Raw genomic sequence first — 13,839 nt, forward strand, 5'->3', positions numbered from 1 at the left:
TTTCCGACTCCAAGAAAACCGAGGAACCGATCATGGACATGCAAGGAAGCCGGCCACTGGCCATCACCCAGCAGCAGGCCTGGGATGCGCTCAACGACCCGGAGGTGCTCAAGCTGTGCATTCCCGGTTGCGACAAGGTCGAGCCCACTGGCGAGAATCAGTACGCCGTCGGCATGGCCGTCAAGATCGGCCCGGTGTCGGCCAAGTTCAGCGGCAAGATCACGCTCAGCGACATTGTCCCGCCGCAAAGCTACACCATCGGGTTCGACGGGCAGGGCGGTGTGGCGGGCTTTGGCAAGGGCAAGGCCCAGGTCAGTTTGCAGCCCAACGAAGGGGGCTGCGAGCTGAGCTACACCGTCAACGCCCAGGTGGGAGGCAAGATTGCCCAGTTGGGCCAGCGCCTCATCGATGGGGCGGCCAAGGGCATGGCTGAAGATTTCTTCAAGCGTTTTGATGACGAAATGCAACGCCGTCACCCGGCGCCTGCCTTGGCCGCGGCCGAGGTGTCTGCCCAGCCCGCACCGAGCGAGGCGGCACCCGCTGCACCCGTGGCTGGCAGCCCGGGCGTGCCGGTCTGGGCCTGGTGGGTGGGGGCGGTGGTGCTGGCCGCCCTGGTGCTCTGGCTGCGTTGAGTTCGTCTGGAAGGCGGGCGGGCACATGAGCCCCCCCGGAAAGTGAGACCGAGATGGAAAACCTGGATGTGATGGTGCTGCGCAAGCTGCGCGAATGGCGGCTGCAGGGCTTGCGGGCCATGCTGGTCACCGTGGTGCGGACGTGGGGGTCTTCGCCACGGCCCGTGGGCTCCATCATGGCCTTGAGCGAGCAGGGGCAGGTGGTCGGGTCGGTGTCGGGCGGTTGCATCGAGGACGACCTCATCGACCGCCACACCCGGGCTTACGCCCAGAGCCCGTTGCCTGAGGCGGTGAACCGCCATGAACACACGATTCCCAGTGGCCCGCCGGCCTTTGTGAAGTACGGCATCAGCGCCGATGAGGCCCATCGCTTTGGCCTGCCTTGCGGTGGCACGCTGGAGCTGATGCTCGAATTCGACCCCGATGCAGCCAGCCTGGGCCAGCTGATCGAGGCCCTGGAACGGGGCCAGTTGATGCAGCGCCGGGTGCGTCTGGTCGACGGCATGGTGAGCCTGCTGGCGGCCGACGCCCCGGCCGAATTGACCGTGGCCGAGGGGCTGCTGAGCAACACCTTCGGCCCCGAGTACCGCATGCTGCTGATCGGTGCCGGTCAACTGACCGAATACCTGGCCACCATGGCCTTGTTCAGCGGCTTTGCCGTCACGGTGTGCGATCCGCGTGAAGAGTACCGAAGCACCTGGCGGGTACCGGGCGCGCGGGTGGTGAGCGACATGCCTGATGACGTGGTGCGTGCCTTCCAGCCCGACCGGCGCAGCTGTGTGGTGGCCCTCACGCATGACCCCAAGCTCGATGACCTGGCCTTGTTGGAGGCCCTGGACAGCGAGGCCTTTTACGTGGGGGGCATCGGCTCACGCCGCAACAATGAGGCCCGGCGCGCCCGCATGATTGAGCATTTTGACCAGACTGAGGCCAGCCTGGCGCGTCTGCGCGGGCCGATCGGGATCTACATCGGCAGCAAGACCCCGCCCGAGATCGCGGTCAGTGTGATGGCCGAGATCCTGGCCGTGAAAAATGGGGTCGCCTTGCCGCGCGACATGGCGGTGGCCGAAGCCAAGAACGAGCGGGAAAAACCCCACAACGACCCGGGGGCCGAGGTGTGCGGCCTGCCGCGCCGGGCGGCCTGAGCGGGGCCGTTCAACGTCGACAGCCCACCACGCCGCTTGGGTGTCGGCGCATCATGCCCGCTGGGGGCGGTTGACCGGCTGCGTTCAGCCGTAGTTGGCAATCCACTCCAGGCCCTGGGCATAGGCGGCCTCAACCGCAGCCTCGGGTGTGGTGTAGTCACCGCGACGCACCGCGATCTCGCGCGGGCGCGTCGGCCAGACCTGTTTGGTGATGACCAGCAAGGGAACGTACTCGCCGTTGTCCAGCACTTTGGCGCTGCATTTCAACTCGTAGTTCTGATGCTGGCAAATCTTCGTCGCTTGCGTCATCGATGCCATCCTGCTCCGAAAGATAGCAGTATGCACCGCTTGTGTGACGCCGTTGTCCTCGCCCTTCAAATCGTGCGGCGAGCGCTTGCTGCGAGGTTGACTTACTTCACACAAGCGGTCCCTTCGACTTGAGCAAGCCAGGACCACTGGTAGCAAAGTCATTGACACCTGCTTGCCCTGCAATACAAACTGAAACCAATCCAGCAGGCCGGAGTCCAACTGAGCAGAACCATCCTGCTGCTGGTGGCAAAGGAGTGACGCCATGCGTAGTTGCTTTCCTGACCCGATGTCGACGATGACCCATTTGCGATCTGCCTGCCAGACGCACCCCTGGCGGGCTTGGGGCCGGTCTGACACGCCGGCACCTGTCGAGGCCTGTGGCCTCTCCCCGATCCGATGTCATCCCCTGTGGCCTCACGGCCGTTGAATCCCTAGCCTGTCCGTTCCATTTCCCATGGAGGTGTGCCATGTCATTGCTGGCCCGATACCAAAGTGCTTACCTGGCGGCGCAAGAAGAAGAGATGTCTCTTCAGGACTACCTGGAGCTGTGCAAAGCCGACAAGATGGCCTATGCCAGCGTGGCCGAACGCATGCTGGTGGCCATCGGCGAGCCTGAGCTGGTGGACACGCGGCTGGATCCGCGCCTGTCCCGCATCTTCGCCAACAAGATGCTGCGCATCTACCCGGCCTTCAGGGAGTTCTATGGCATGGAGGAGGTGATCGAGCATGTGGTCTCGTACTTCCGGCATGCGGCCCAGGGGCTGGAGGAGAAAAAGCAGATCCTTTACCTGCTGGGCCCGGTGGGCGGTGGCAAATCGTCGCTGGCCGAGCGGCTGAAGCTGCTGATCGAAAAGGTGCCGTTCTATGCCATCAAGGATTCTCCGGTTCATGAGTCGCCGCTGTCGCTGTTCAATGTGAACGAGGACGGTCACATCCTGGAGCAGGACTACGGCATCAGTCGACGCTACCTGGGGGGCATCATGAGCCCCTGGGCCGTCAAGCGGCTGCGCGAGTTTGGGGGCGACATCAGCCGCTTCCGGGTGGTGAAGATGCGGCCCTCGGTGCTGTCGCAGATCGCGGTGTCCAAGACCGAGCCAGGCGATGAGAACAATCAGGACATCTCCTCGCTGGTGGGCAAGGTGGACATCCGCAAGCTGGAGCACTATTCACAGAACGACCCTGACGCCTACTCCTACTCGGGGGGGCTGTGCCTGGCCAACCGGGGCGTGCTGGAGTTCGTGGAGATGTTCAAGGCGCCGATCAAGGTGCTGCATCCGTTGCTCACGGCCACCCAGGAGCAGAACTACAAAGGCACCGAAGGCTTTGGCGCCATTCCTTTCGACGGCTTGGTGCTGGCGCACTCGAACGAAGCCGAGTGGACCACCTTCAAGACCAACCGCAACAACGAGGCCTTTCTCGATCGCATCTACATCGTCAAGGTGCCGTACTGCCTGCGCGTGACCGATGAGATGCACATCTATGAAAAGCTGCTGGCCAACTCTTCGCTGACGCATGCACCGTGTGCGCCCGACACCCTGCGCATGATGGCGCAGTTCTCGGTGCTGTCGCGCCTGAAGGATCCGGAGAACTCCAGCATCTACAGCAAGATGCGCGTCTACGATGGTGAGAACCTCAAGGACACCGACCCCAAGGCCAAGAGCTTCCCTGAGTACCGCGACTTTGCCGGGGTGGACGAGGGCATGACCGGGCTGTCGACCCGTTTCGCCTTCAAGATCCTGTCGCGGGTCTTCAACTTTGACCACCGTGAACTGGCTGCCAACCCGGTGCACCTGATGTATGTGCTGGAGCAGCAGATCGAGGCCGAGCAGTTTCCCACCGAGGTCGAGGAGCGCTACCGCCGTCACCTCAAGGAGTTCCTCAGCCCGCGCTATGCCGAGTTCATCGGCAAGGAGATCCAGACCGCCTACCTGGAGAGCTATTCCGAGTACGGCCAGAACATCTTCGACCGCTATGTGACCTATGCTGATTTCTGGATCCAGGACCAGGAGTTCCGCGACCCCAACACCGGTGAGATCCTGGACCGCGGGGCGCTGAACGACGAGTTGGAGAAAATCGAAAAGCCCGCCGGCATCAGCAACCCCAAGGACTTCCGCAACGAGGTGGTCAACTTTGTGCTGCGCGCTCGCGCCAAGCACGATGGTCACAACCCCTCATGGACCAGCTACGAGAAGCTGCGCGCGGTGATCGAGAAGAAGATGTTCTCCAACACCGAAGACCTGTTGCCAGTGATCTCGTTCAACGCCAAGGCCAGCGCCGAGGACCAGAAGAAGCACCAGAACTTTGTCGACCGCATGATCGACAAGGGCTACACCGAAAAGCAGGTGCGCCTGCTGTGCGACTGGTACATGCGCGTGCGCAAGTCTTCGTGAACCCAGGGTGGGCAGCCTGTTGGCCCACCCTTGCCGGAGAGTCCTCATGACGGTTCGAATCGTTGACCGCAGGCTGGACAGCCGGAACAAGAGTTCCGTCAACCGCAGCCGCTTTCTGCGCCGTTTCAAGACCCAGGTGCGGCGTGCCGTGTCGGATGCGATCGCCAAGCGCAGCATCCGCGACCTGGACAGCGGCGAGAAGATCGGCGTGCCGGGGCAGGACATCGGCGAGCCTCAGTTCCACCACGGCCGCGGTGGTGTGCGTGAATCGGTGCACCCGGGCAACGATCGCTTCAGTCATGGTGACCAGATGGACCGGCCGCAAGGTGGCGGGGGGCAGGGCAGCGGCCGGGGCGCTGCCAGCCCGGATGGCCAGGGCGTGGACGAGTTTCTGTTCACCCTGAGCCGCGATGAGTTCTTTGACCTGTTCTTTGATGAGTTGGAGCTGCCTCGCATGGTCAAGCGGCAGTTGGCGCGCATCAATGACTACAAGCTGGTGCGCGCGGGCTACACCCAAAGCGGTGTACCCACCAACATCCACCTGTTGCGCACCCTGCGCAGCAGTGCGGCCCGGCGGGTGGCAGCGGCGGCGCCCTACAACGTCCGCCTGCGCGAACTCGAAGAGGCGCTGGCCCTGGCCCTGGCCCAAAGCCCGCCGGACGAGGCCGTGCTGCAGCAGCTGCGCAGCGAGATCGAGTCGCTGCGCCTGCGCCGCCGGGCGGCCCCCTTCATCGACCCCATCGATCTGCGCTACAGCAACCGCATCCGCGTGCCCGAGCCCTCGACCCAAGCCGTGATGTTCTGCCTGATGGACGTCTCGGGCTCGATGGACGAGGCGCGCAAGCAGATGGCCAAGCGCTTCTTCATGCTGCTGTACCTGTTCCTGAACCGCAGCTACGAGCGCATCGAGGTGGTCTTCATCCGCCACCACACGGCGGCTGAAGAAGTGGACGAAGAGGCCTTTTTCCATTCGCGCGACACCGGCGGCACCATCGTGTCGAGCGCACTGAAGCTGATGACCGAGATCCAGCAGGCCCGCTACTCGGGCAGCCAGTGGAACATCTACGTGGCCCAGGCTTCCGATGGCGACAACTGGGGGGGCGATTCGGAGGTGTGTCGCGATTGGGTCGAGCAGCACATCCTGCCTGTGGTGCAGTACCACGCCTACGTGGAGATCACCGATGGTGAACCGCAAAACCTGTGGGAGGAATACGAAAAGCTGGCCCGGTCCCACCCCGGGCATTTCGCGCTGCAGCGCATCCGCACCCCGGGCGACATCTACCCGGTGTTCCGCGAACTTTTCAGAAAGCGCCTGACATGAGCCGCCCCCGCAAATCCGATCCGCCGTTGCTGGCCCAGGGCAGCGACTGGACATTCGAGGAGCTGGACCGCTGCGATGCCGAAATCGGTCGCGTAGCGCGTGACTACGGGCTGGACGGCTACCGCCACCAGCTGGAGATCATCACGGCCGAGCAGATGATGGACGCTTACGCCGCCATCGGCATGCCGGTGTATTACCACCACTGGTCGTTCGGCAAACACTTTCTCGAGACCGAGAATCGCTACAAGCGGGGTCAGATGGGCCTGGCCTACGAGATCGTGATCAATTCCGATCCCTGCATCGCCTACCTCATGGAGGAGAACTCCATGGCCATGCAGGCCCTGGTGATCGCCCACGCCGCCTATGGACACAACTCGTTCTTCAAGGGCAACCACCTGTTCAGGCAGTGGACCAGCGCCGACAGCATCGTCGACTACCTGGTGTTCGCCCGCAACTACATCACCGAATGCGAGGAGCGCCATGGGCTCGACGAGGTCGAGCGCCTGCTGGATGCCTGCCATGCGCTGAGCAACCTGGGCGTGGACCGCTACCGGCGCGCCGGCCCGCTGTCGCTGGACAAGGAGCGCGCCCGTCAGCAGGAGCGCGAGCAATACCTGCAAAGTCAGGTCAACGATTTGTGGCGCACCCTGCCGCCCCGTCCGCTGGAGACCGCCATCACCCCCGAGCCCCGCTTTCCCGCCGAGCCCGAGGAGAACCTGCTGTACTTCATCGAGAAACACGCGCCCTTGCTGGAGCCCTGGCAGCGTGAGATCGTGCGCATCGTGCGCAAGATCAGCCAGTACTTCTACCCCCAGCGCCAGACCCAGGTGATGAACGAAGGTTGGGCCACCTTCTGGCACTACACCCTGCTCAACACCCTGTACGACCAGGGGCGGCTGGGTGACGGCTTCATGCTCGAGTTTCTGCAGTCGCACACCAATGTGGTCCACCAGCCGGCCTACAACAGCCCCTGGTATTCGGGCATCAACCCCTATGCGCTGGGCTTTGCCCTGTGGCGCGACATCCGTCGCATCTGCGAGGCGCCCACGCCCGAGGACCGCGCGTGGTTCCCGGACATCGCCGGCAAGCCCTGGCGCGATACGTTTGACTTTGCCATGCGCGAGTTCAAGGACGAGAGCTTTGTGGCGCAGTTCCTGTCACCCCGGCTGATGCGTGAGCTGCGCCTGTTTGCCGTGCTCGATGACGACCGCAGCAACAAGCTCGCGGTCAGTGCGATCCATGACGAGCCCGGTTACCGCGAACTGCGGCGCAAGCTGGCCGACCAGTACAACCTGGGCAGTCAGGAGCCCAACATCCAGGTCTGGAACGTGGACCGTCGCGGCGATCGCTCACTGACCCTGCGCTACTTTCCCTACCAGCGCCGCCCCTTGTCAGAGCAGACCCCCGTGCTGCTGCGCCACCTGGCCACGTTGTGGGGGTTCAAGGTGCGCCTGGAGCAGCAGGCGGCCGACGGGTATGTCACCCTGCTGGGCGAGCACGTGATGGAACGCCGGCGTTGAGCGTGGCCTACATGGCCTTGAACAGGTGGGCATACAGGCGGCTCACCGCCAGCCGTTCGGCCCGGCCGCGCAGGCTGATGCGCAGCTTGCCGGCCTCGTCGCGTGTCACGGTGTCAATGGCGCTGGCGCGCACCAGCGTGCCGCGGTGGACCTGCCAGAACACCTGGGCATCGAGTTGGCCGATCAACTCTTTGAGCGGGGTGCGGATCAGGTATTCCTCCTGGTCGGTCAGCACGCGCACGTACTTGTCGGCCGCTTCGAAATACACCACCTCTCCGATGGGCACCAGGCGGATGCTGCTGCCTCCGCTCAGGCTGGCCTGGATCACCTTGAGGCCGCCGGCGGGCGGGCCACCCGGAGCGGGCTCGGCAGGTGAGTGACCGATCTGGGCGGCCAGCAACTGGCGCAATTGGGCCAGGGCGGGCTCCAGCAGGTCGGCCTGCGCGGCCTTTGTTTTTTGGGCGCCCGCCCGCCGGCCCTCCAGCACCTGCCGCAAACGTTGCACGGTCTTGTGCAGGCGCGGGCCCTGCACCGGCTTGAGAACGTAGTCGACGGCCTGAGCTTCGAAGGCCTGCACGGCGTACTGGTCGTAGGCCGTCACAAACACCAGGGCGGGAAAGGGCGGGGCATCGCTGCCGGCGGGCCATTGCTCGGCCAGCTCGGCTGCCGCGTCGATGCCGCTCTGGCCCGGCATGCGGATGTCCAGAAACAACACGTCAGGGCACAGCGCCAGGGATTGTCGCACGGCACTCAGGCCGTCACCCACGGTGGCTGCCAGGCGCAATTCGGGCCATTGGCGCTGCAGTTCGGCCTGCAAGGCCAGTGCCAGCAAGGGTTCGTCTTCGGCGATCAGGGCGGTGATGTCAGGCATGTTCTGGGCCGTCGGCAAGGCGGGTGGTTGTGTCGGCCACGGTCAGGGTTTGCAGGGCATAGCGCAACTGCACCACGGTGCCGCCGCCAGGGCCATGTTGCAGGCTCAGGCTGGCTTGTGGCCCATACAGGGTGCGCAGGCGTTCGCGCACCTGGGTCAGGCCAAAACCGCGGCCCAGGTCGGTCACCTGTTGTGGCTGCGCCTCGTGGCGCAGGCCCACGCCGGTGTCGGTGACGGTGATCTGCAGCAGGGCCGGGGCCCCCTCCTTGGCAGGCAGGGCCTGGGCTTGGACGGTGATGCTGCCCCCCTCCACCTTGGGCTCCAGGCCGTGGCGGATGCTGTTCTCAACCAGCGGTTGCAACAGCAGGGGCGGCACACTGGCCTGGTGCAGCTCATCGGGCAGGTCCAGGGTGTAGCTCAGGCGGGGGCCCATGCGCACCTCCATCAGGGCCAGGTAGTCGCGCAGCCGATCAAACTCGGCCTGCAGGCCATGCTCGGTGGCGCGCGACGCGCTCAGGGTGGCGCGCAGGTAGGCGATCAGGTGGTCCAGCATGTGCTGGGCGCGCTGCGGGTCGATGCCCACCAGCACCCGCAGATTGGCCAGGGTGTTGAACAGCATGTGGGGCTCCAGCTGCGTCAGCAGCAGGCGCAACTGGGCTTCGGTGGCCTGGCTTTCGGCCACCTTCATGCGGCGCTGCAAGGTCTGGCTTTTGCCTTGCAGGTAGAAGTAACTGCTGATCACCACACCGGCGACGACGGTGATGATCAGCGAAGCACGCAGTTCGTTGGCGGCCACCGAGTGCCAGGACGACCAGCCAAACCAGGCATCGGACAACAAGGTGCCGCAGGTGTAGCCCGTGGCCATGCCAAAAGCCACCAGGGCTGGCCCACGCCAACCCCGTGGCCACGATGTCGCGGGGTCCATGCCCACCACAAAGCGCCCCATGTCGGTGATGAACCAGGTGCACAGGCCGATGCTCAGGGAGTACACCAGGGGCACCTCGTAAGGGCGCTCGGGGTGGAACAGGTACTGCAGCGCCGAGATCACCAGGCAGAAGGCCAGCACCTGCACCAGATGCCGGGTGGTGTGCAGCAGATCGGGCTTCATGGCAGCAGGTGACGGTTGAAGAAATTCACGATCTTGTCCAAGGTGGCGGGCACCTCGCTGGCGCGGTTGAAGCCCGGTGGGTCCATCAGAAAGCGGTCGACTTCTGCGGCACGCTCGTTGGACCAGGGCGACAGCACGGCGCTGTGGCCCCCTTCTGGCAGATCGGCCACCCGCTCACAGCGGGGGCCGCAGGCCTCCAGCACCGGGTCGATGTGAAACCGGGGCACCAGCCACTCGTCCCGGCGGGCCTCGACCAGCCCCAGCGCGGGTGGGTTGGGCAGGGCCGGGTGGCTGATCGAGTCCAGATCGATGGGCGCGGCCATGGGCACCGCAGCCACCACTGCCTTCACCCGTTCATCAGTGTGCGACTGCGTCTCGGTGTCGTGGCCGTAGCGCAGATTCACATACCAGCGCGCCAAGGTGATCTTGACGCCGTCCCAGCCGTTGCGATGCACCATGCCGCCGGTGCAGGCCACGGCGTCTTCGTCGGCGTGCTCATCGCAATGCTGCGCAAAGCGGGCTGGCGACCAGTGCGCACCGGCCAGGGTCAGGGCCGTCAGGCCGCCGGCCGACATGCCATAGACCCCCACCTGCCGGGCATCGAACAAGGGGCTGAACCGGCTGTCGGCGCTGATCCGGTCAATGGCCTCAGACACTTCTTGCGGCCGGATCTTCCAGCTCGGCGGGCCGACCCGGCGGTGGTCGTGCCAGTTGTCGCCCCGGTGTTCGGGCAGGGCCACCACATAGCCGGCATTCACCAGGGCACTGGCCAGATCGGCCTGAGGCCAGGGTGAGCCACCCGAGCCGTGCGACAGCACCACCAGCCGGTGATTGCCCGCCACCGGGGCGGCCTGCCACGCCACATCGAGGGTGAAGCTGCCGCGCTTGAGTGGCGCGCTCGCTGCCTGGGCCGGGTAGAACACCGTCACTGGGCCGTTGTCTCCTTGGCCGGGCAGCACATCCAGCCCCACCGAGGCCAGGGCCCAGGGGCTCAGAAAGAAGGCAGAGGCGGCCAGAGTGCGGCAGAGGAGGGGGTTCAGTCGCATGTCGAGGCTCCGCTCAGGGATGGTTGTCGTTGTTGAACTGGCGGCGCAGGCGCTCCCGCTCGCGCTCTACCAGCTTTTCGCGCAGGCCGCTGCCCGAGCCCAGCACAAACACCGAGACCCCGTGCAGCAGCACGCCCAGGCCCCAACCCGCGGCCGGAAAGACGGACCAACGGTGCATGCCAAACTGCGTGGACAAGATGAACAGCGCGGTGTTCACCACCAAGTACACCGCCAGGTGGATGAACCAGCCCATCTTGGCGCCAGCGCGGCGCTGTGCCAGGCGTTCCAGGTCTTCGGGGGTGCGGTCAGGTCTCATGGTCAAGGCGGGCGTGCAACGCGCAGGTGGGGTGGGTGGGGCAGGACGGCTCTTGCATTGTCGATCATGCCAAAGCGGCCGTTGGCGATCTGCCTCGCTTCACGCCGTCTTCAAGCCACCGGGCTGCTGACATCCCACTGGCGGGCGGCGCGGTCGGTGCGCACGGCCAGGGCCCACAGGCGCCAGACCCGGCCCACGAACAAGCCGCTGAAGGCGCCATACACGGCACTGCACACGAACGGAAAGCTGGCGTCCTGCACCCAGGCGGCCTGCACCGCCAGGGCCGCGCCGACGGCGTACTTGGTCATGAACAGGCCCAGCATGGTGACCAGCGGTACCCAACTGCCGGGCACGGTGAAGCGGTGTTGATCCGGGTCGTAATGGGTTCCGGCCGGCAGCGCTTGACGCAGCACCCATGCCCCGGCAGTGGCTGCCGCCACCAACCAGCCCAGCAGCGTGAGCGTTTGTGTGGGCCAGGCGCTGAGCACGCCATACAGCGAAAAGGCCGTCAGCCCGAGCGCAGGCAGCAGAACGCGGGTGAGCGTCATCTGACGGCTCAGGGTCTGCCGCAGGCCCAGCCACAACAGGGCGATGAACAGGGCGAACACCCACCGTGGGGTGTGTTGAAGGATTTGCAACAGCATGACATGGCTCCTTGGGTTTGGGGTGGCAGAGGGTTGACCGCCACTGTGCCTGTCCCCACTGAACCCGGACATCTCCATGCGACGAAACCCCTTTCATCTGGCGCGAATCGTCGGTTGACGGCGTGAGATGAGGCCTCAGTCGGGCAGATCCCGGCTCATCAGCGGGCCTTCATTCATGTGGTTGGTGGATTTTCCAAGTGATAAAAATAACTTAATTGACATTTTTAAGATTTGTTGAAATCATATATGCAGTTATGATTCAAAATCAATCAATGATGTAAAAAACATGACTATTCTTATGAAGATGACTTCAAATGATTTTAGATGTCATAGATGATGTTTTTGTGCGCTCATGGAAGAGCCTCAAAGAAAGCGCGTGATACGTGGATGAACGCGCCAATTACGTCGCTCGAGGTGCTTTTCAGGGCCTAGGGCGCGATGGGTGGCTCAGCTTGGGCTCGTGATACCGCTTGAAGCCAAGGTCTTCAAAGCCTGATTGGGCTTGTGGTGAGCGTTCGATCTTGAGCGCAACAACGACCATCTGTCGGGTTTTAGCGAGATATCTGGTCTGAATGAGGCGTTTGTCAAAGCCATTTTTATCGTTAAAAATTTCGCGACGAGCATTTAAATGATGAAAGTGATTTTCTTTTGTTGCGGACTACCGTGGCTGGGAAAGGCCTTGCGACTTGGGCCTTGGCTGAGTCATGGCTCAATGCCGATCAGGCATTGGCGCGTTGCCGTTGCGGTGGCATTGCTGATGGGGCTGATGACATCGGGCAGCCAGGCTGCGACATACACCGTGACCACCTTCACGGACACGGCATCCGGTGGCGCGGCGGGCACCGGCGCGGGTAGTGCTGGAGATCTCCGGGCACAGATCCTGGCCGCCAATGCCTCGCCGGGTGCGGATGTGATCAATTTCTCGTGTGCATCGGCCCCTTGCACCATCACGCTGGGCGGCCCTTTGCCGCCCATCACGGACAGCTTGACCATCGACGGCGGCCAACTTGGCAACATCGTCATTGACGGCGCCGGCAGCTACCGCGTGTTCTTTGTTGACACGGGTACGGTGGCCCTGAAAAACATGACCCTCCAGAACGCCAAGGCCCAGGGCGGTAAAGGGGGTGGGGGCGGCGGTGGGGGCGGCGGCGGTGCCGGACTCGGCGCAGGGGTGTTTGTGAATCAGTCTGGTGCAGCCGTCACGCTGAGTCAGATGCGCTTTCTCAGCCTGTCCGCGGTAGGCGGGGCCGGCGGAAGCTACGCCAGCCTCAGTTACACGGCGGGCGGTGGGGGCGGCGGTCTTGAATTCAGCGGCGGTGCCGCCTTGGGCGCTTCGGGCGGTGGTGGTGGTGGCGGTGTGTTGTCTGCGGGCTCGTATTCGGGCGCCAATGGGGGCGGCAACGGCGGCGCCGGTGGTGGTGGTGGTGGTGGCAAGTTCTATGCAACCGGGGCCGGTGTGGTGGGCGTCGGCGGTTCCGGCTACGCGACCAACCCCGGGGGGGCCAGTCCATCGGTGGCACAACAGGGGGGGGCCGGGGGGTTTGGCGGCGGTGGCGGTGGCGGCAGTGCCTACATCGGCGGCCCCGGCGGCTTTGGTGGCGGCGGGGGCGGCACGGCAGGCGCCACGGGCGGCAATGGTGGCGCAGGCGCTGGGGGCGGTGGCGGCAGCGCCAGTGGCGCGGGCGGCTCCGGTGGTGCTCTGGGCGGCGGCGTGGCGGGGGGCAATGGCGGCGGCGGCTCGGGTGGCGTGGGCGGCGGCGGTGGTGGCGCTGCCGCCGGCCCGGCCGTGTTTGTCAATGCGGGCACATTGGTCATCACAAACTCCACGGCCTCGGGCATGTCCGCGGCCGGAGGTGCTGGCGGCTCCGGCAACGGGGGTTACAACGGCAGCGCGGGCTCTTCCAACCCGGTCTCCGTCTTCAACGCCGCGGGGTCGGTCAACGGATCTTCAACGGTCGGGGCCAACGCGGCACTGGATGCCTCATTGGGTCTGACCGTCACCAGCCAGGGCGGGGTGGGCGACTTCGTCTTCACCGGCAGTGGCGCCTGGGTCCCCCAGACCATCACGACCACCACACCGGGGGTGGCCGTTGTGGGCAATGCGCAGGCCCTGAGTTACGGCAACAGTGTGACCGTGAACCTGGTCTCACCGTCGGCCTACGTCATCAGCGCCGTCAGTTGCACGGGCATGGGCAGTGGCAGCGTCTCCAACACCAGCAGCAGCATCACGCTGAGTGCGACGGCGTTGGCCGTCAACAATGCGGTCCGATGCTCGGTCACCCTGACCCGCATGCCCCAGCTCAGTGTGACCTTCACCGTGCCCAGCAGTGCCAATGCCACGCTGGGCCTCAACCCAGATGCCAGCAATGGCAATGGCTGGGCCGCCAGCTCGGTCACCTTCGTCAGCGGTGGGGCCGCCTCACAGACCGTGGCCGCGCAAACCCTCAGTGCCGCCAATGCCGCCACGCGGCTGAACCAGGTCACGCCCACGCCCGCCACCTACAGCCTGGGCACGGTCACTTGCACCGATGCCAACT

General features: G+C 64.8%; 12 protein-coding genes. 6 read left to right on the plus strand and 6 right to left on the minus strand.

Translation table 11 applies throughout. The features are described 5' to 3' along the window. Positions 1 to 32 precede the first annotated feature (32 nt). Both AC07VS_RS28230 and AC07VS_RS28235 read left to right on the plus strand, forming a co-directional pair. Positions 33 to 632, plus strand: coding sequence for an SRPBCC family protein (locus tag AC07VS_RS28230; protein ID WP_492348047.1), 600 nt, complete (start codon positions 33 to 35; stop codon positions 630 to 632). 53 nt (positions 633 to 685) lie between these two features. Further along, positions 686 to 1,777, plus strand: coding sequence for an XdhC family protein (locus AC07VS_RS28235; RefSeq protein WP_494658227.1), 1,092 nt, complete (start codon positions 686 to 688; stop codon positions 1,775 to 1,777). Positions 1,778 to 1,861: 84 nt separating this feature from the next. Here AC07VS_RS28235 and AC07VS_RS28240 read toward each other — a convergent pair whose 3' ends face one another. Then, the gene (locus tag AC07VS_RS28240) at positions 1,862 to 2,086 is read right to left on the minus strand and encodes a hypothetical protein (RefSeq protein ID WP_027477038.1); all 225 of its coding nucleotides are present in this window, start codon (positions 2,084 to 2,086) and stop codon (positions 1,862 to 1,864) included. Positions 2,087 to 2,553: 467 nt separating this feature from the next. On the opposite strand from AC07VS_RS28240, the gene AC07VS_RS28245 reads away from it, so the two are divergent. The 3 genes from AC07VS_RS28245 to AC07VS_RS28255 are packed head-to-tail and all read left to right on the plus strand — an operon-like array spanning position 2,554 to position 7,317. Continuing rightward, positions 2,554 to 4,476, plus strand: coding sequence for a PrkA family serine protein kinase (locus AC07VS_RS28245; protein WP_492348049.1), 1,923 nt, complete (start codon positions 2,554 to 2,556; stop codon positions 4,474 to 4,476). Between the two features lie 46 nt (positions 4,477 to 4,522). Continuing rightward, positions 4,523 to 5,797, plus strand: a complete 1,275-nt coding sequence (locus AC07VS_RS28250) for a YeaH/YhbH family protein (RefSeq protein WP_494658225.1) — start codon at positions 4,523 to 4,525, stop codon at positions 5,795 to 5,797. Next, positions 5,794 to 7,317, plus strand: a complete 1,524-nt coding sequence (locus AC07VS_RS28255) for a SpoVR family protein (RefSeq protein ID WP_494752620.1) — start codon at positions 5,794 to 5,796, stop codon at positions 7,315 to 7,317. The genes AC07VS_RS28250 and AC07VS_RS28255 overlap by 4 nt, the downstream gene beginning before the upstream one ends. Positions 7,318 to 7,324: 7 nt before the next feature. On the opposite strand, the gene AC07VS_RS28260 is transcribed toward AC07VS_RS28255, so the two are convergent. From AC07VS_RS28260 to AC07VS_RS28280, 5 genes are all read right to left on the minus strand, one after another. After that, positions 7,325 to 8,188: a LytR/AlgR family response regulator transcription factor gene (locus AC07VS_RS28260; RefSeq protein WP_494752621.1), complete on the minus strand. Its 864-nt coding sequence runs from the start codon at positions 8,186 to 8,188 to the stop codon at positions 7,325 to 7,327. Then, on the minus strand, positions 8,181 to 9,296 hold the full coding sequence (locus AC07VS_RS28265; protein WP_494752622.1) for a sensor histidine kinase: 1,116 nt from the start codon (positions 9,294 to 9,296) through the stop codon (positions 8,181 to 8,183). The genes AC07VS_RS28260 and AC07VS_RS28265 overlap by 8 nt, the downstream gene beginning before the upstream one ends. Next, positions 9,293 to 10,342, minus strand: a complete 1,050-nt coding sequence (locus tag AC07VS_RS28270; protein WP_494752623.1) for an alpha/beta hydrolase family protein — start codon at positions 10,340 to 10,342, stop codon at positions 9,293 to 9,295. Before AC07VS_RS28270 ends, AC07VS_RS28265 begins: the two co-directional genes overlap by 4 nt. 13 nt (positions 10,343 to 10,355) lie before the next feature. After that, positions 10,356 to 10,658, minus strand: coding sequence for a 2TM domain-containing protein (locus AC07VS_RS28275; RefSeq protein ID WP_494752626.1), 303 nt, complete (start codon positions 10,656 to 10,658; stop codon positions 10,356 to 10,358). Positions 10,659 to 10,768: 110 nt separating this feature from the next. After that, entirely contained in the window at positions 10,769 to 11,302 is a 534-nt protein-coding gene (locus AC07VS_RS28280) for a DUF6622 family protein (protein WP_494752624.1), read from the minus strand. A 799-nt stretch (positions 11,303 to 12,101) separates the two neighbouring features. On the opposite strand from AC07VS_RS28280, the gene AC07VS_RS28285 reads away from it, so the two are divergent. Then, positions 12,102 to 13,839 (plus strand): prealbumin-like fold domain-containing protein (locus AC07VS_RS28285; RefSeq protein WP_494752625.1); only part of this gene is annotated, 1,738 nt, incomplete at its 3' end.

The sequence above is a fragment of the Curvibacter sp. GW821-FHT01G03 genome (assembly GCF_059422285.1).